Raw genomic sequence first — 19060 nt, 5'->3', positions numbered from 1 at the left:
ATGCACTGGCTAATACTGGTTACCTTTTTATGGGCATTCAGCTTTTCTCTGATTGGTGTTTATCTGTCAGGTGAAGTTGACGGATACATTGCTGTATTCAGTCGAATGATATTGGCCACGGTTGTGTTTATCCCGTTTTTAAAGCCTCGATCATTGCAAAGCAAAAACGCGCTGAAACTGATGGCGATTGGTGCCATTCAAATTGGTCTGATGTACCTGTTTCTGTATCACAGCTTTTTGTACCTGTCCGTGGCCGAGGTGCTGCTGTTTACCATTTTTACACCCATTTACGTCACTCTGATTGACGATCTGGTATTTCACCGTCGCTTCACCCTGCACTGGTTATTAGCTGCCATCCTTTCGGTGATAGGCGCCGCAATTATTCGTTATCATTCGGTCAGTGAGCACTTCTTAATAGGGTTTTTATTAATACAGTCGGCCAACCTTTGCTTTGCCTTTGGTCAGGTCGCCTATAAGCGGCTCGCCATAGGTGATTTTCAACAGCAGCGACAACATTTTATTTTCTTCTTTATAGGCGCCAGTATTCTCACTCTTATTGCCGCCCTGTTATTTGCCGATGTTAATAAGCTGCCCGACACAGCCACAGAAATAGGCGTTTTATTATGGCTCGGGCTAATCGCCTCCGGTGCGGGCTATTTTTTATGGAATTACGGCACCAAACAGGTAAACACTGGTCAACTGGCCACCATGAATAATGCGTTAATCCCCGCAGGGTTACTCGTGAACCTGTTTATCTGGGGCAGCGACATAAATATCATGGCGTTATTAGCAGGCGGCGCGATTATTGTCGTCTCGGTGATCATAAGCAGTGTTAAGCGACAAACTTTATTAGATAAAGCCAAGGATCACTGATGACTTTATGTTTGCTTATAAGACGATAATCACATTAGATTCCTTGTACATACTTTACCTAGCATTGACCATAACCTAGGATAATCACAAACTAACATTGACCTTTCTGCCTTACTCCATATCTTTTGAATTTCGTGATGGGCTTGATTCAACGCTGAACTTGCCATTGGTTCTTTAGTCAACATTGTTCATCAATGAAATGAATAAGAGGCACACCATGAAAACAACCCAATAAATTAATGAATCTCGTGCGCTATTTCTCAACTTAACCCGCTGCAGCTTTTAACACTTCTTAACAGCAAGTATGATTGCGCCTGTCAGTAAGGATGCAAGGAAGTGTTCAATCATGGAGTTAATAACCAATAACGATGACAAGTTTTTTCAACATCTGCAGTCCCGCAGCGAGCAGTCGGAACAACTTAGCCAAAAAGCAATTATCCAATCGAAACCCCTGAGCGGCTATCGAAAAGCTCAGCTACCCGATGTGATCCGGCAGAGTTTGACACGGCAAACCTGGTGCGACATCCCCCGCGATAAACGGGAATTGTTTCGATACGACCAACAGTGCCAGTTCTGGTGTTATAACAAAGGTCGGTGGGAGCAAGTTGGGTTTCGTCAGTACGACAGCGATAACAAAGCTCTTGGGTTCGCACCCCTTAAAGCGGTGTCAGACAATAACAAGACTGTTTCAAGTGGCCATGTTGTCAGCGATGCCACTCAACAAGCCGCCAACCAGTTTTTTCGTGCCATTAATGAGTTTACCCACTCGCAAGCGATTCCAACGGTGACTCTATTATCACCCGATAACGGCCAAATCATCACACTGGAAAAATCCAACAAAACACAAATGCGATTCGCAGAACATACCGTACAACCGGGCGAAGACGCCGCTGCCATCGCGTTTAAATATTCCGGAAAGAAAGAACCCCGGCAAGTGTACGGCTTTAACAGTCATGTATCACAAACAACAGGGCTAACCGCAGGAACCCTTGTTCGCGTACCCAGCGGTTGGAATGTGCTGATTGAAGGCTCAGTGAGCAATCACGATTCTGTCGAACTTAAATGGCGCGGCCCTGGCTCAGGAGCAAAACGTATTGATGTGCCTGTTTTAGCGCAGGATCAACGACACTACTGGGACGCGGCCTTATCGCTAGAGCCGGGCAAGTATCAGCTCACTGCAACCGCAGGCAGTGCGGTGTCGCAAATCGAGTTTACCGTAGAAGCGGTAAAGGAATTGCAATTTGGCGTATTCTTTGATGGCACCGGCAATAACCGGCAAGTGGATATGCAATGCGCCGATGATGATTACGAACCTACCAATATAGCCAAGTTGTTTGAGCTTTATCCTCAGCAAGATACTCAGGGTACCGGTGCGGCCTATATTAAAGGCGTTGGCACTTATGACGATCAACTAAGCTGTGAGGTCGGAGAAAAACCAGAATACTCCAATATTGAACAAGCCTTTGGATTGAATGTTAATTCACGTATCGAAGAGGCTCTAAGTAAGCTTAAACTATTTCTAGAACGCTTTGACTCTTATAAAAGAGTTAACTGTAATTTTGATGTGATGGGATTTAGTCGCGGTGCCGCAACGGCAAGAGCCTTTATTAACCGTTTGCACCAAATGAAGAAGATGCCCAATAATGGTTACTGGAGGAAAGGACAATTAACGATAACCATTCGATTTTGCGGCCTATTTGATACCGTGGGTTCCATGGGTCTGCCCGGTGATGATGACAATATGGGGTTTAATCTGAATATTGGCTGGACCAGCGCCAAGTCGGTGTATCACTTAACGGCCTACCATGAGTTTCGAGAATACTTCCCCCTTAGCAGCATTAAGAACCAAGCAGGAAAACTGCCCGCCCCGCATTTTAACGAAGAAGTATTACCTGGTGCTCACTCCGATATTGGAGGCGGTTATGGCGGTGAGCATATTGAACGAACCATTTATCTGGAGCAACAACAAGTCACTTGGATAGGTAACTCAGACTCAGCAAAGCAACATGCCTTAGCACGGGTCCAGCAACGGTTAGACTATTGGCAGCAACAAAAAGCAGCTCTGGGCGGAAAGGTGGAACTGGAAGCCGACACCGAAACCCAAGCTCGTGATAATGTACGCTTGATGACGGTATATATCGTCTGGAAGCGCTTTGTTAAAAAAGAACTGGCTTTTGTTGCGCTGGAAAAAATGCACTCAAAGGCGCTAGAAAAGTCAGTGCCTTTTAATGATATGAGTCAATTGGCACAATTTGAGTTGGACTATCGCATCTCACCGCAGCTGCAACAGATTTATGCTAAAGCAGAAGGTGGCGACGATAGCGCAATGCATCAATTGTATCGAGATTATATTCATCATTCGCATTCACCTATCACTCCAAAAGAAACTTCATTTAATGCAAATAAGGCTGAAAGCCAGCAACGGGAAGTATTCTACAACCAACCTTTTGAGGCCAACACATAATATGTTTCGAATAATTTTATTGGCTTTATTGATAGCCATCACTACCGCATGCTCAGAGCCTGTTGACTATACTTTTGGATTTAGTGCTGAAGAGTCCGATCGTTTTTACTTAGGGACTGCAGTGTATGATGACTATATGCATGTGCCTGCTGGCATTATTGGTTGTTGTTTAGCAAATGGAGGTAAGTCAGCATCAATGTTTCCAGAAAAGTACCCAAAGAAAGGGTATTTTGTTTGGCACGATGAGTCTACGAAAACTTACTATCAAGCAACCCTACACTACCCCGAAAACTTAAAAGAAATTGCGGATGACTTACCAGACTTTTACTTTGTGACAAACTATAAAGGAGTTAAAAGAAAAGAGCCTAAAGCGGTCTATTTAATTTCCAGTATCACATCCAATAATGAGGTTGTAACTTGGGTCGCCAACACCATGATGGGTGCACCACATATTGATCGCACTATAATCGAGCTTGACCGGGCTAAAGGCGAACCCTTCGTTCCGGAATTTATAAAAGAGCGCCGTCGCAAAAAGGCGCTGCAAGCTCAAGAAGATGCTTACAACGGGAATGACTGATTTAGAAATTTTTGAAGTTTATTATTTTTGATTCAATCAGTTAAGTTAATGAAGCAGCGACGAATGTATATTCACTCTAAATTTTAAGCAATACCTTTTTACCTTTATCATCGACGCTAACAAAGGACACTCTGGTTTCAAATAATAACTTATCTGACTGTTCGCGGGTGCCTGTAACGCTTATTCGATAAGTTAGTGAGGTGTTTCCCTGCTTTTCCAGCAGGGCTAAAAAGCAGATTATCTCACCGCATTCGATTCGATGCTTAAATTCTACATTATCCAGCGCAATCGTTACAAAACGATGTCCCGGAAAATGCAAGTTAGCCGTCATGTAGGCTACTTCATCAATCCACATTAATAAATAACCACCAAATAAGCTGCCCTGATGATTCATATGTTCCGGCAACACAAGTTTATGGTGCTGCATGGTTTTACTGTCTAACTCTTGCTGCATTCGTTTTCCTTGTTATATTTAAATAGTGGACTGGCTTGACGCATTGCAGTTGCAAACCTTTATGTTTCAAGCCATTATCGATCAGACTATCGTTCAAATTATCTTTCAAACTATGGTGCAAGGCAGATACCTGAAAAACTGTTTTGAAAAATTAATCGAGAACAGATTTTACCACTGTAACGCTGCGCCCGTTTGATATTCAGTTACACGAGTTTCAAAAAAGTTTTTCTCTTTTCTCATGTTCGCCTGTTCATCTAGCCAGCTTAAGGTACTTTTGGCTCCTTTAAAGGGCTCTGCAAATTTTAACTGTTTTGCTCGGCGATTGGCTAAAAACCGAAATTGCTCACTGTGCGCCTCAGCAGAGTAACCTAATATAGGTTCTGGCAACAAAAACTTTGCATAACTTGCTTCAGCGGCTTCTGCTTCCTGCCACATATCATTGACAGCAGCAGGATTGAGCGTTAACTTTTCTTCTTCCAGTATCTGCTTAACCACACGCAAACCAAAAGCACAATGCAACACCTCATCGCGCATTATGTATTGCAGCTGCTCACCAGTGCCTTTCATTAAGCCTCGTCTTTGCAGGGCAAAAATTGGACTGAAACCATTATAAAACCAGCAGCCCTCAAATACAGCAGCAAAAAATAAATAGGACATTACAAACAACTCCAGATCATCGCGATTTTTTAAATCAATATCGGAGCGCATCACCGCATTAAGTCTCTTATTGGCAATGTTTATCTTTTGATGAATTTGCGGAATAACCCGATATCGGTTGTAAATTTCACTTTGATCCAGTCCTATGGTTTCAATGCAATGTTGATAGGTCCAGGTATGCAAGGATTCTTCATAAACCTGACGCGCCTGATAAATTTGTAACTCAGGCGCGGTCATTTTTTCCATCACCGCCAGTCCTATATTTCGCATGGCTAAAATATCCGAAGTTGTTAAATACGCCAGTACATTTTCATACACGTGTTTTTCTTCTATTGTCAGTTTATGGTGATAATCGTGAACATCCTGAGTCATATTAATATCGAGTGGTGTCCAGTGATTTTTATTACCATTTAAAAAGAACTCCCAGGCCCAAGGGTATTTAAAGGGTGCCAACTGATTCACATCAGTCATGCCATTGATCACTCGCTTATCGTCGGGATTAACCGGTGGAATATTGTTTCTTTGGTTATTGTCTTGTTCATCGGTAGACGAATGCTCATCTGTAGTAAATGAATCTTGCTGAATTTTTTTATCCGCTTGTGTTACTGGTTGAATGGCAATAGACAATGGATCATCCCAGTTTAAAGTATTCATTATTAGTCTCCTATTGGCAGGCTTCGCAGTCGGGTTCCAGTATTGAACAAACAGCAGATTCCGTCACAGGCTGAGAATTTTCAGTTTGAATCTTGCCAGTAAAAACTTGTGCCTGGTTATTGTTCGATGGGTTATTGATTTCAAAATGATTATTAGAAGAATGTTCGGTAAGTTTTTCTGCCTGAGTCGCCCCCAGCGATCGTAAGTAATAGGTGGTTTTTAATCCACGAGACCAGGCCAGCTTGTACAAATTATCCAGCTTTTTGCCCGATGCTTCGGCCATGTATAAATTTAAACTTTGCGCCTGATCGATCCATTTTTGTCGCCGCGAGGCCGCTTCAATTAACCAGCGGGAATCAATTTCAAAAGCCGTAGCATAAACCGCTTTGATCGCATCCGGTATGCGTTCAATGGGTTGAAGAGATCCATCAAAATATTTCAGGTCATTGATCATCACACTGTCCCATAAATCCTGCTGTTTAAGGCTGTTAACCAATGCATGATTCAATACCGTAAACTCTCCGGATAAATTCGACTTCACATAAAGGTTTTGATACATGGGTTCAATCGACTGCGAAACACCAACAATATTTGCAATGGTTGCGGTAGGCGCAATCGCCAGAACATTTGAGTTCCGCATTCCGTATCGTTTTATTTTTTCTCTTAAAGATGACCAGTCCAATGACGTGACCGTATCGAAAGTGCAATACTCTTCACCCCGTTGTGTTTGTAGATGCTCCAATGAGTCGATGGGCAACAGCCCCTGTTGCCATAAAGAACCTTCAAAACTTGGATAGCAGCCTCGCTCTTCCGCCAAAGCGGAGGAGGCTTCCAAAGCAAAGTAACTGATCAGCTCCATGGACTGATCGGCAAACTGTACCGCTTCGATACTGGCATAAGGGACTTGTTTTAAATAGAGCGCATCTTGAAAGCCCATTAAACCCAATCCTATTGGTCGGTGTTTCATGTTTGACTGGCGAGCTTTTTCCACCGGGTAAAAATTTATATCAACCACATTATCAAGCATGCGTACGGCGGTTTGAATGGTCGCTTGCAAATGCGCATGATCAAGTTCACCACCTTCCATATGTTGCGGTAAATTGATAGACCCAAGATTACACACGGCAATTTCTTCGGCGTTGGTATTCAGGGTAATTTCGGTACATAAATTGGATGAATGCACCACTCCCTGATGTTGTTGTGGCGAACGAATGTTGCAGGGATCTTTAAAAGTTATCCAGGGGTGACCGGTTTCAAATAGCATGGATAACATTTTTTGCCATAACTGTTTTGCTGGCAGGCGGCGATACAAGGTAATCTCTTTTCGATCCACCATGGCTTCATATGCCTGATAGCGTTTTTCAAAAGCGTCACCGTACAAATCATGCAAATCAGGAACATCGCTGGGCGAAAACAATGTCCACTGCTCATCATTAAATACCCGCTTCATAAATAAATCCGGGATCCAGTTTGCCGAGTTCATGTCGTGCGTACGCCGCCGCTCATCGCCGGTATTTTTTCTAAGCTCAAGAAAATCTTCGATATCCAGATGCCAGGTTTCCAGATAGGCACAGACCGCGCCTTTGCGTTTACCTCCCTGATTAACCGCAACTGCGGTATCGTTTACCACTTTTAAAAATGGAATAACCCCTTGAGACTCGCCATTGGTGCCTTTAATATGCGCGCCGAGTGAGCGAACGGGTGTCCAGTCATTACCCAGTCCACCGGCCCATTTAGACAACTGGGCATTGTCGGCTACGGATTGATAAATACTCGATAAATCATCATCTACCGTGGTCAGATAACAACTTGATAATTGCGATCGTTGAGTGGCCGCGTTAAATAAGGTTGGCGTCGAGCACATATAATCAAATGATGACAACACATTATAAAATTCAATGGCACGCTTAGTCGGATTGTCTTCATTTAATGCCAGTCCCATGGCAACACGCATAAAGAAAACTTGCGGTAATTCCATTCGTGATTGCTGGTGATGAATAAAATAGCGATCATATAATGTTTGTAATCCAAGATATGTAAATTGACGATCCCGCTCGGGCTTTAACGCTACCGCCAGTTCATTTAAATCAAATGAAAGTAGCTGCTGATCCAGCAATTGTTTTTCCACACCCTGATGAATAAACGCTGTAAAAGCTTCGAGGTATAAGTTATCGCTGCTGTGATCCAGCGCTAAAACACCCGCCACTTGCTGCTTAAGAGTTTGATTCAGTAATTGCGCACAAACATAGGAATAATTCGGTTCCTGCTCAATCATCGGCCGCACTGTCATAGTTAGAGCGGTATCAACATCCGACAATTTCATTCCCGAGAATAAATTATTCGTTACCTGTGTGAAAATCAATTCGGAAGATACATCACTGAAACCCTCACAGGCCTCAACTAAACGCAGTTTTATCGACTTCATCGATAAACTCGTTTCAGAACCGTCGTCCAGCAGCACTTTTAAAGTTTCATATTCAGTTTCAGAGTCATGAGCTGTTTTATCTTGATCTGTTTCATAACGATCTTTTTTGTTCTGACTTTTTTTATAAAATTCTTTCTTATTAAGTTCTGCAGCACGATTTTGCGCATGTTGTTCTCGATATAACACATAGGCCCGCGCTACTTTTTGCAATCCCTTTCGCATTAATCCTAACTCAACCTGATCCTGTATATCTTCAATATTCACCGTGCCACCATCCGGTAGTTGTCTGGCAAAACGCTGCGCGATATCTTGTGTGATCTGCGTTACCAGTTCACGCACACGCGCTGAACCCGATGCAGAATCACCTTCAACCGCAAGCATTGCTTTGGTCATTGCCAATGCAATTTTACTGGCATCAAACGTCACTGCCTGATGGTTACGTTTGATCACTTGAATACGACTTAAAGTCGAAGACAAACGAACGCTTTCCGTTTCGGATAATTTTGAATGGAATGATTGAGTTTGTGGCGATTGCTCTCGAGATGCATGCTCTTGAGCTGACTGAAATTTGTTTCCTAAGTCATGGGAGGTTTGAGTCATGGTTCGCGTCCTTTAAAGATAAATGGTGATGTCGCATAGATACGACGCTTACCTTCACTTTTTAAGACCGACCAGAGATCACTATGCGCATCATTGGCACAATGAATATCTCTTACGTTAAAACACTGACTTCTGGTGCAATCGAACATTGGCTTAATTGTTCAGCTGTTTTTAAACAGATAAACCAAACATCTCTAACAATGCATCAATCGCAAACATGATCCACGTGTTCAATACCTCAAAATCGCGAAGGTGTTGATCACTTTGGCAGGTCTTCGGACTTCAGAGCTTGTTCAGGTAAAACCCAAACGCCTCAAGTAACGGCTTCCCACAACCGATTGTTGCAGTGCCTGTTTCACCCTACTGTGTTAAGTAAGGTTGTTACTCTCGTTCTCTGTTACCGCTGCGCGTCAGTTCTGGATTCACACCAGATTCCCTCTTAGCAGCGCACTTTCAAAACGTTATTGAGTCTGCTCAATAATCATTCATCTTGTGGCTAAACCAAAGCTTTTATACTATATCTTGTAGATAATACCGAAATCAACCTAAAATCATTTGTCAGTTTTAATTTATCGATTTGAATTTATCATCCCCCTCTTAACATCAACACTAATAGGGTAAGATAGCTCTCTCAAAGCCACTAACAAACGAGCAGTTATGCGACACGGACATTTCGACAGCAGCGCTGATGAACAAGTCAGCTGGGCAACTTTAAAGCAACTGATCCCCTATCTGCTGGAATTTAAAGGCCGTATTTTTCTCGCCATGTTGTGCCTGGTGGCAGCAAAAGTGGCCAGTGTTGGTATGCCATTTATTTTAAAAAATGTGGTGGATGGGCTGGATCTGGAGTCGGGAACCCAGCAAATGATTGCCGTACCTATTGCATTAATCATTGCTTATGGCAGTTTGCGATTGGCAAACGTGTTGTTTGGTGAATTACGCGATACGCTGTTTGGTCGTGTCACCGAACGAGCCATGCGCCGCATTGGCTTAACGGTGTTCAATCATCTGCACTCACTGGATCTGGACTTTCATTTAAGTCGCCGCACCGGTGGTTTATCGCGAGACATTGAGCGCGGAGTGTCCGGTGTCAGCTTCTTATTGCGTTTTATGGTGTTCAATATTGTACCCATTGTGCTCGAAGTCTCTATGGTGCTGGGAATATTTTTATTCAAATACGATCCCTGGTTTGCCGTGATAATCGCCAGTTCCATAGTCGCCTATGTGGGTTGGACCGTTAAAGCCACTGAATGGCGCACGCGTTATGTGCGCGAAGCCAATGAAGCGGATTCAAAATCCAACACCGCAGCCGTGGACAGTTTATTAAATTACGAAACCGTCAAATACTTTAACAACGAACAATACGAAGCCAACCGATACGATAAAGATTTGGCCAGCTGGGAAACCGCCCGCCGAAAGAATCGTTTATCACTGTTTGCGCTTAATGGTGGACAGGCGCTGGTGGTAGGCGTTGCCATGACATTAATGTTGTTGCTTACGGGTTTTCATATTATTGATGGCAGCATGAGCATAGGTGAGTTTGTTATGGTGAATGCCTTTATGATGCAAATATTTATGCCGCTGAATTTTTTAGGTTTTGTTTACCGTGAAATGAAAGGCTCCATGGCCAATATTGAAAAAATGTTTTCACTGTTGCGACAAGCACCCAAAATAACCGATGCCAAAGATGCAAAACCCATAACCGTCACCAAAGGTGAAATTAAATTTAATCGAGTTTCCTTTCACTATAAATCAAACCGTCCCATTCTAAAAAATATTTCGCTGACCATAAAACCCGGGCAAAAAGTAGCTTTTGTTGGCAGCAGTGGCGCAGGTAAATCCACATTGATGAAGTTGCTCTATCGGTTTTACGATCCCACTGAAGGCACCATAGAAATAGATGGTGCGCCCATTGATCAAGTGACGCAACAAAGTTTGCGCCAACACATTGGCATAGTGCCACAGGATACGGTGCTGTTTAACTCAACCATCGGTGATAACATTCGCTATGGCAATGTAAAGGCAACCGAGCAAGACATACAAAATGCAATTCAACACGCCTACTTACAAGACTTTATTGATCAACTGCCAGACGGTGTCGATACATTGGTGGGCGAGCGTGGTCTTAAATTATCTGGTGGAGAAAAACAAAGGGTCGCCATTGCCAGAACCATTTTGAAAAAACCGCCCATATTATTATTTGATGAAGCGACGTCATCACTCGACAGCCATTCCGAACAATATATTTTAAAAGCGATCAATGAAGTATCGAAAAATCATACCAGCGTTATGATTGCTCATCGGCTGTCAACTATTGTTGATGCCGATGTAATATTTGTGCTGCATCAAGGAGAAATTGTAGAGCAGGGCAATCATCAACAGTTGCTGGATAAAGATGAGCATTATGCAAACTTATGGCTGGTGCAACAAAAACAACGTCAACACTCAAAGATCCCCGATAAAGCATAACACTGCTTTATCGGGAACTTGCACTTATTAGCTGACACCAATCAAAATCAAGCGAAACCAAGTGACAGGTGATGCTACTTTGTTTCTTTTATCGGACTGATTGTTTCAGCTATTATTTATGCGACTCCGTCGACTATTCCCTCAGTAGTGACTGCCAGTCTTCTTTATCATCACCCAATACAAAAAAGTGCGGGTTTAATAACGATTCCTTGGTATTGTACTCCAATACCGAAAAGTCAGTTTTTACCAGTTGGCCACCGGCTTCTTCAACAATAATTTGAGCAGCACCGGTATCCCACTCGGAGGTCGGCGCCAGTCGAGGGTAGAGATCCGCTTCGCCTTCTGCGACCAGACACATTTTTAACGAACTGCCTTTGCTGGTTAGTGAAAATGATGGCATTTTCGCGCAGAGTTTTTCAACTTTTTCTATACCATGCCGCCGGCTGCCGACGACTGTGTAATGTTTAGCATTATTTTTCTCAGGAACAGGGCGTACCGAAATTTTTTCCGCATCTTTATCACCTTGCTGTTTATTCGCACCAAAATATTTCGCAGCGTAATACAAGGTGTCAAACACCGGCACATAAATAACACCCAGCACAGGTCGACCATCGTGTATCAACGCAATATTGGTGGTGAACTCATCGTTGCGTGCAATAAATTCTTTTGTGCCATCGAGTGGATCAACCAACCAGTAGGTTTCCCAGGACTTTCGCTCATCAAAGGTTATACCTTTGCTTTCTTCCGATAATACAGGAATTTCTGGAGTTAAATTTTCCAGCGCCTGACAAATCAAGCGATGAGACGCCATATCCGCTTCGGTTAATGGAGAATTATCTGATTTAATTCGTTGATCAAAATCATCCTTTCGATACACCTCTAAAATCGCCGCACCGGCCCGTTTTGATATATCAATAACGGGGGTTAATAAATCCTGATAATTCATAGATTGTCCTGATACTTATTAATTAATGTTAATCTGTAAAACTAAAACTTCACATTAGAAAGTTAATGCTATTGGCGATTCAACTTAAGACTGATTACCAATTGTATTTTATATGTGAGTTGTTTCGTTTGACTTCTGATATGAAAATCCATTCCAAGCTTATATTATGCCTTATGATACTGCACAAATTTAACTGCCAATTTTAAACGACAGCTATTCGCAATTATTGTTGACTAAGGAAATGACGAGCAAGATACAGAGCGGCAATGCTGCGCGCTTCAGTGAAGTCATCTCGTGCAACTATCGCATCAATATCATCAAACGGCATGGGCACCACTTCTATCGGTTCGGGCTCATCGCCTTCCAACTTTTCAACATAAAGATCTCTGGCAAGCACAATGCTCATTTTATGACTTAAATAACCAGGCGCTAAGGTAATTTTTTTTAGCTCCACCAGATCCCTTGCACCAAAGCCCACTTCTTCTTTTAACTCGCGATTTGCGGCATCTAAGGCAGCTTCATTTTTGTCAATCAATCCTTTCGGTAACGCCAGTTCATACGCATCTATGCCAGCCGAATACTCTCGGATCAACAACAACTCATTTTTTTCATTAATCGCAACAATCAAAACCGCACCCGAGCCACCAGCTTTTAAACGCTCATAGGTTCTGTGTTCACCATTGGCAAACTTTAACTGCAACTCTTCGACTCTGAAAATCCGGGTTTTAGCGACTTCTTTCGCCGATAAGATTTCAGGCTTTTTGTTCATTCAATCACCATGCTATTCATAACATTATGTCGTTAAAATTTTCAATGGCATCAAAAGGCGCCATTGACTGTGGTGGTTTCTGACTGTCGGGCTGCGCAATGCCAAGCAGGTACCCTATACCAAACTGCTGCGCGGATGTTAAAACGGCAACACTGTCATCAATAAATAATGTTTTATAATTATCAAACTCTATTTTTTTCTGCAATTGCTGCCAAAAAGACTGTTGTTCTTTTGGCGCACCAAATTCATGAGATGTAATTAATTCATCAAAATATTGATGAAAACGAGTATTCAACTGTTTAATTTCAAGACTTCTAGGATGCGCATTGGTGGCAAGAAATACCTGTTTATTCTGTTGTTTTAAAAACTGTAAGAAAGCAAGTGCCTGAGGTCGAAACGCAACTTTATGCTGTATATTTTTTTTAAGGCCAACAATATCCATTTGCAATGTATCGGTCCAATAATCAAGACAATACCAGTTAAGCGTTCCTCTTAAGGTATTAAACTGCTGAGATAACTTTTCAAAGGCACTCTCAAAAGAGATATTATGCTTGATAGCAAACTTTTCGGGTAAATAAGTCAGCCAAAAATAGTTATCAAAGTGAAGATCCAAAATGGTGCCGTCCATATCGAGCAATACGGTATCAATGGCATTCCAGTTTATGGCAGTTTTCATGGCAATATGAATAGTTTAATTAACGTCTCGCATTACGATTAAGTGGCAGTGTCATTTTAAGTGTGCGCCGGTTATTATCGGCCTTTTTCAAAAACGCCACGGTACTCTTTAATTGATCCGGCACATTTTCCGTCACTGATATATCCAGTGCAATGCTGTTTGGCCAGGTCACTATAGCGCTGCCCTGTGCGTCCAGTTTGTTTTTACCGGGTTTTACTAACAATTCAATGCGACCATCCTCTTGTGACTTGGCCGTTAATGTAAAGTTACCAAGTTTAACAATTGGACCAGCAATGGAAGCCGCACTTTTAAGCCAGTAGAGTGTTGCATCAACATCTTGAGGTCCTTGTTGCTGATTAAAACTCAGGTGTTCAATATCAATTCTAAAATCACCTTCTAGAGCCACGCCTTTCATCGGCAACAAGGGCACTACTTTTTTCGCTGGTAAACGAATCTGCATATCATCAAGATACAGCGTATTACCCAGGCCTACTTTCCAGCCTCCATTAACCGTAACACCGGGATCATTAACGGAAACCGAACCACCTAATTTTCCGGTGAGTAACCAGATTGGATTGATGCCCCAATTAACGTCCATCAAGGTTTGACGATTAACCTGAATACTGGCGGCGTGCCCTGACCAGATACTTCCACTGGCTCCAGCAATGCTAAAATTATTACTGGCTGGAATTAAACTCAGTGCTGTTCGTGCGGGCAGAGTCAACAACAGCATCACAAGAAAAAATACAATTGCGTATAAATACGTTTTTTTATTCATCATTAATAAATCATTCACTTATGTTCAGATTTTCTAAAGTCATGGTTGCTTATTATCCGAAACCAGAACAAATCGAAAAATCTTATAAACTTATTATGCGTATTAGCCAGATATCAGACGCACATTGGCGCGTACCATGCCTGTTTCGCCAGATTGACTGACGGATATATAGGATGTGGTAATACCGTATTGATTTTCCAGTTGCGCTAACCAGCTTAACATTTTGTCAAAGCCAATCTGATCGAACCAGACATTGATTTCGCCATTGCGTTTTTCTTCAAACCGTTCCAGTCGAAAGTTATGCTGTCGGGTTGTGCTGGTGATCACATTGGTTAGTGAGGAGAAAGATTGCTTGCCACCACCAGATTGATTTTGTGGCGCTTCAGTCTGTAATAATATGGTGGCTTTTTTATTATCGACCACCTCTGCTCTCAATTCACTGACGGTACTATTGACCGGTAAAACCACAGCAAAGATAAGAACCAAAACCAGTGCAATTGGCGTGGCAATTTGAACAACCTTTTTGTCTTTTTCAGACAATTGCTCGAACCATTGGGTTAACGCATTCATGAGCCGCTCCTGATAATAAGTCGCGTTGAGTAAGCATCGCCCTGTGAACTGGCAGAAGACATATCAACCATTAATCCTGCTTCCGTTAATGATGACTTAAAATTATTCAATGTTTGATAATCGGGTGCCAGTACATCCACTCTAAGTTCACTTTTTCGACCATCGAAGGTAATGCTGGTCGGCTTAACTTTATCTAATGAAACTATTTTTGCAGATGTTGCATTAAGCAGTTTTAAAAACTCACCCTGCTCAGCTTCACCACCACCTCGACTTAAGAGTCGCTCTGCCTGGCCTAAAATACTGCCGCCACGAGGTCTGCGGGCAAAGACTTTTTGAAAGTTTTGTTCCGCTTGTTGCCGTAATACTTTACGCTCCTGCTCCAGCACATAATATTGCGAACCTTGATACACCAGAAAAATCAGAAAAGAAAATCCGGCAACCTTGGCCAGTGAACGATATTTAATCCATTGCAAGTTGGATTCTTTTTTCGGCGCGTATTGTTGTTGCAATAAATTAATCGATTGCTTGTGAACGTTTTGAGCAAAAATATTTAATAATTCAAATTCGGTTAATGGCTGAGCAATTACGTTTTGATTGTCTTGCCAGTAAGACTCCAGCTCACCCACATGGAAAATTCGCAGCATATCAAAGTCATCGGTGCTTTGATGTTCATCTGATCCATCCAGGGTTGGTTCAAGTGAATTTTTTACATCACTACTTGAATCGCCTTTATTAGCCGTATCCTTATTATCGATTTCTTTTTTTCCGGTATCTTTTTTTCCGGCTTGTTTTTTATCAGTAGCGTTTGAATCTTCGCTCTCTGTTGATGCCTGCCATAGCATGGGTAAAAGATCCCGCTGGCAACTCCAACGCTTGCCATCGATTTGATTAACCAGTGCAAAGTTTTGATTTAAAATAATTTCGGTGGCATCGGTGGCTGGTTTTAACAGGTCGTTTTCGCTCAGCATGATATCAATATGAATTTCTGCCTGCTCAAACCACTCCAGCCATTGTTCCATTTGCTGATGGGTTGTCCAGAGTACATCCACTTCACCTGACTTACTTCGTTTTCCGTATGCAAAGTGTAATTGATCAACCGGACTCGCCAGCTGATCTTCAAGCATATAGGGAACGGCACGTTGTATCTGCTTTAATTGTTTTGCCGGGGTGGTGATCAATTTACGGCTAACTTTACTGGACGGCACAATAACCAGCGTTTCACACTTTGCGGACTTATCCGCAAGCGATATTAAATCTGCCGCTAACACTTCCCCTTGTTCATTCCACTGCTGCTCATCACTGTTCCACTCACCCCAGAGTAATGCACTCTGCGGATCATCCGGCAGTTGAATAAAAAGTCTGTTCTTCATCAAAACTCTCCAAAATATCGTGTTACCACACGAAACGGCGCATCACCTTGTGAGCTTTCTCGCTTTACCAAAGACTTCATGCGAAATTTAGCGCCTTTAAAATCCACTTCAATGCTAATCAAAAAATGTTGACTGGTAAAATCAATTCGCGACGTATCAATTCTATTATCATTACCGAGTTGCTGCTTAAAGGAACTCATATCGTACCCTTCTTCGGGTATATTACCGAGTATTTCCTGCGCATTGCTCAGGCTCATTCCGGTAACGGCCGCAAGCACAGCAGCGTTTTCCGGCAATACCGTATTCACATTGATTTTATTGACGTTAATATCTGGCAGCACACAGACCAAATCTTTCATTGCCCGATAAATTTTCGCAGAATAACCTTTAACCACTCGCAGTTCAGAGGCACTTGCAAAAGGGCTGTTAGCGGTACGGTAGGGCACCTCAAAACCGGTGTAGAGCATATCTTCTGCGCCATCAATACCTAAAGGCTGTATATCATTATCGATCCAGTCAATCACCGGTGCACTGAGTGATTCCGGTGTGACACCACTGATTTCAGACTGTTTAAGCACTTCATTTATCAGTTGTTCAAACAACAAATGATCTTTATCTTTTTTTAATCCGGGAGGTTGTCCACCAGTTCTTGTTCCAGCATTTGGATCAACTCTTGGACCACCACTACCCGGGGCAGGTGTGCCTCCTGAGGATTGATTTTCATCCGCTTCCGGGTGCAAAGAGTTAAGATTAAAACAACTTTGCGCATCAATAACGGTGCCGTTAATCATGCCGCCTTCAATCGGAAATTGAAACGGTGTGGTTGCCCAGGGTTGATTCAGATGCACGGTGTCACTTTCTTTATCAAACCCTTTTGACAGCCACAAACTGGCCAGCGCTTCGCCGCCCAGTGCCAGTTGGTAAGCCTGATCGCGACTTAACATTAATGTTGTTCTGCGCTCACTGTATGTTGTGTGCTCGATCAATTGCGCAGCCACTAAGGTCGCCAGTGCCACCACGACCAGAACGATTAAAAGAGTCACGCCGGATTGCCGTTGCATCAGCCAATCCCCAATGGGTATATCTGGATTAACTCGCCCAAATCGTCCAGCTCAAGAGTAATTTTTACTGCGCCGGGCTTGATGGTACGAATCTCGTTGTTATCGAGATTACCAATATCGGATTGTGGCCAACTGTCGACCCACTGTTCTTCACTGTAAAACTCAACTTCAAACTTGAGCACACCTTCGAGTATGGGGCGTTTTAAAATTTGATCTTCGGAAACAATGTCCAGTACCACCCATTGCTCACGGATCAACTGATCCTCTTCCAATCGGTAAGTGACTCGTTCCATTTCAGTTCGCGGTAAATTAGCCGGATTTCGTTTGCCCTGCCTTGTAAAACTGAGGTAGGTATCTTCGGCACTTTTATCACCCATTAACATTGGCATCAAATCGCCGTATTGATTTCGAACCTGCCGATCGGCCAGTTGCTGCAGATCCATTGAAATACGATTCATCGCCCGCTGCAACTCTGCTAGTCGGGCGTCATTATTTTCTGCGCTTTCTTGGGTGCCTATGGCCTGATTCATAATGGCAAAGGCCGAAACCGCAATAAATGCCGTGATAGCGACCGCAATCAGAACTTCAATCAGTGTAAAAGCCGTTTGGCGATTAAAATGCTTCATACCGATTAACGCCTGGTCCCGTTTTTTTTCTCGTTATTGTTACCGGCAAACGCAATGATTTTTGACAGTTGATAATCGGGTTCTTCCTTGCGCGCTACCGACACTTCAATTCGGCGTAAGTTTTCTTCCGTTGTTTTTAACACTGACTGAGTCCAGCGCCACTCACGATTCAGCATAACGATATCGCCACGGGTGGTTCCAAGCTCAGGAAAGGGCTCTTCCAATCTCATATCCCCAAGATGATACATGGCCACATAATGCGCCAGTGTAGTGTCCTTATGGTGGATTTGATTTTTTATTGCCTGATTCATTGAGCCGCTTAAGGCCATTAACGCCAGTGCCAGAACCGCCATGGCAATCAAAACTTCCAGTAAAGTAAAGCCACTGACTCGGGAATTGTTTAAACGCGATTGCTCAGACGTCGAGATCAGGCAGATCATCGCTGTTAACCTCATCGCGTAAATTACCCGTCATGGGTCCGTCCAGTTGAACTTCGCCAAGCATGGTTCCGGTAATTAAAAAATATCGGGGATCTTCATCGGTCCAGCCAATGGCAATGTGAAAGTCATTCATTTCACCGGACGACAAAATATAAATTTGTGGTGGTTCCACTTTCGGTTGATCACCATCTTCGAAAATATCCACGTCTTCTTCGAAAATATCAACATCATCCTCGTCTTCAGAAAATAACGTGGTGCCATCCACCACAACTTTCACTTCCAATGATTCGGGAATTTCTTTTTCGGTAAAAAAATCATCGTCGGTTATTGGCAGCCACTTATCGTTCTCTGCGTCGTACAATAAGAAAGAGTATTTTTGTTTCTCGATACGAATACCAATATCAAGACCACGCAATAATGTTTCATCTTGCGCCTGTTTTATTAATGCGTATAAACGAAATGCCTGCTTTTCCAACTCTTCTTTTTTCGGATCGCCAAAAGCCAGAGTCGCCAGCGAAATTAATAATGCGCCGATAACCAGAGCAATCAATACCTCAATTAACGAAAAGCCAGCAACCGCTGGCTTTCTCACTGAAGAAGTGAAAAAAGATTGAATAATTTTCGCGGGCAACGGAAAAGTCATGACTCAAT

17 protein-coding genes and 1 riboswitch are annotated in these 19060 nt (G+C 42.8%); of the genes, 4 read left to right on the top strand and 13 right to left on the bottom strand.

What is annotated here, in order from left to right:
- The 3 genes from C8D97_RS03025 to C8D97_RS03015 all read left to right on the top strand — a co-directional run bounded on the left by C8D97_RS03025 (position 1) and on the right by C8D97_RS03015 (position 3914).
- The gene (locus tag C8D97_RS03025; RefSeq protein WP_109761862.1) at positions 1–873 is read left to right on the top strand and encodes a DMT family transporter; all 873 of its coding nucleotides are present in this window, start codon (positions 1–3) and stop codon (positions 871–873) included.
- Between the two features lie 346 nt (positions 874–1219).
- A complete protein-coding gene (locus C8D97_RS03020) occupies positions 1220–3337 on the top strand; it encodes a T6SS phospholipase effector Tle1-like catalytic domain-containing protein (protein WP_170115117.1) in 2118 nt (705 codons plus the stop codon).
- 1 nt (position 3338) lies between these two features.
- On the top strand, positions 3339–3914 hold the full coding sequence (locus C8D97_RS03015; protein ID WP_109761860.1) for a hypothetical protein: 576 nt from the start codon (positions 3339–3341) through the stop codon (positions 3912–3914).
- Between the two features lie 76 nt (positions 3915–3990).
- Here the strand turns inward: C8D97_RS03015 and C8D97_RS03010 are convergent, their stop codons facing one another.
- The 3 genes from C8D97_RS03010 to C8D97_RS03000 form a co-directional block, all read right to left on the bottom strand.
- Positions 3991–4368, bottom strand: a complete 378-nt coding sequence (locus C8D97_RS03010; RefSeq protein WP_210204833.1) for an acyl-CoA thioesterase — start codon at positions 4366–4368, stop codon at positions 3991–3993.
- Positions 4369–4536: 168 nt separating this feature from the next.
- Positions 4537–5679, bottom strand: a complete 1143-nt coding sequence (locus tag C8D97_RS03005) for a ribonucleotide-diphosphate reductase subunit beta (RefSeq protein ID WP_109761859.1) — start codon at positions 5677–5679, stop codon at positions 4537–4539.
- A gap of 10 nt (positions 5680–5689) precedes the next feature.
- On the bottom strand, positions 5690–8704 hold the full coding sequence (locus C8D97_RS03000) for a ribonucleoside-diphosphate reductase subunit alpha (protein ID WP_109761858.1): 3015 nt from the start codon (positions 8702–8704) through the stop codon (positions 5690–5692).
- Between the two features lie 252 nt (positions 8705–8956).
- Positions 8957–9174: riboswitch (cobalamin riboswitch) on the bottom strand.
- A gap of 187 nt (positions 9175–9361) precedes the next feature.
- Between C8D97_RS03000 and C8D97_RS02995 the strand changes: the two genes are divergently transcribed.
- A complete protein-coding gene (locus tag C8D97_RS02995) occupies positions 9362–11173 on the top strand; it encodes an ABCB family ABC transporter ATP-binding protein/permease (RefSeq protein WP_109761857.1) in 1812 nt (603 codons plus the stop codon).
- 133 nt (positions 11174–11306) lie between these two features.
- On the opposite strand, the gene cysQ is transcribed toward C8D97_RS02995, so the two are convergent.
- From cysQ to gspH, 10 genes are all read right to left on the bottom strand, one after another.
- The gene (gene cysQ / locus C8D97_RS02990) at positions 11307–12119 is read right to left on the bottom strand and encodes a 3'(2'),5'-bisphosphate nucleotidase CysQ (RefSeq protein WP_109761856.1); all 813 of its coding nucleotides are present in this window, start codon (positions 12117–12119) and stop codon (positions 11307–11309) included.
- Positions 12120–12342: 223 nt separating this feature from the next.
- The gene (gene nudE / locus C8D97_RS02985) at positions 12343–12888 is read right to left on the bottom strand and encodes an ADP compounds hydrolase NudE (protein ID WP_109761855.1); all 546 of its coding nucleotides are present in this window, start codon (positions 12886–12888) and stop codon (positions 12343–12345) included.
- Between the two features lie 16 nt (positions 12889–12904).
- Entirely contained in the window at positions 12905–13564 is a 660-nt protein-coding gene (gene yrfG / locus C8D97_RS02980; protein ID WP_109761854.1) for a GMP/IMP nucleotidase, read from the bottom strand.
- A 19-nt stretch (positions 13565–13583) separates the two neighbouring features.
- Positions 13584–14345: a type II secretion system protein N gene (locus tag C8D97_RS02975; protein ID WP_109761853.1), complete on the bottom strand. Its 762-nt coding sequence runs from the start codon at positions 14343–14345 to the stop codon at positions 13584–13586.
- Positions 14346–14444: 99 nt separating this feature from the next.
- Complete coding sequence (gene gspM, locus C8D97_RS02970) at positions 14445–14912, bottom strand: type II secretion system protein GspM (protein ID WP_109761852.1); 468 nt, start codon at positions 14910–14912, stop codon at positions 14445–14447.
- The gene (gene gspL, locus C8D97_RS02965; RefSeq protein WP_109761851.1) at positions 14909–16282 is read right to left on the bottom strand and encodes a type II secretion system protein GspL; all 1374 of its coding nucleotides are present in this window, start codon (positions 16280–16282) and stop codon (positions 14909–14911) included. The genes gspM and gspL overlap by 4 nt, the downstream gene beginning before the upstream one ends.
- On the bottom strand, positions 16282–17343 hold the full coding sequence (gene gspK / locus C8D97_RS02960; protein WP_109761850.1) for a type II secretion system minor pseudopilin GspK: 1062 nt from the start codon (positions 17341–17343) through the stop codon (positions 16282–16284). Before gspK ends, gspL begins: the two co-directional genes overlap by 1 nt.
- Positions 17343–17969: a type II secretion system minor pseudopilin GspJ gene (gene gspJ / locus C8D97_RS02955; RefSeq protein WP_109761849.1), complete on the bottom strand. Its 627-nt coding sequence runs from the start codon at positions 17967–17969 to the stop codon at positions 17343–17345. Before gspJ ends, gspK begins: the two co-directional genes overlap by 1 nt.
- A 5-nt stretch (positions 17970–17974) precedes the next feature.
- Positions 17975–18409, bottom strand: a complete 435-nt coding sequence (gspI, locus tag C8D97_RS02950) for a type II secretion system minor pseudopilin GspI (protein WP_170115116.1) — start codon at positions 18407–18409, stop codon at positions 17975–17977.
- A complete protein-coding gene (gene gspH / locus C8D97_RS02945; RefSeq protein WP_109761847.1) occupies positions 18384–19052 on the bottom strand; it encodes a type II secretion system minor pseudopilin GspH in 669 nt (222 codons plus the stop codon). The genes gspI and gspH overlap by 26 nt, the downstream gene beginning before the upstream one ends.
- Positions 19053–19060 lie beyond the last annotated feature (8 nt).

The sequence above is a fragment of the Pleionea mediterranea genome (assembly GCF_003148745.1).
In the GTDB taxonomy this organism is placed as follows: Bacteria; Pseudomonadota; Gammaproteobacteria; order Enterobacterales; family Kangiellaceae; genus Pleionea; species Pleionea mediterranea.
The sequence above is the reverse complement of the archived record's forward strand: the minus strand, read 5'-3'. Positions and strand labels throughout refer to the sequence as shown.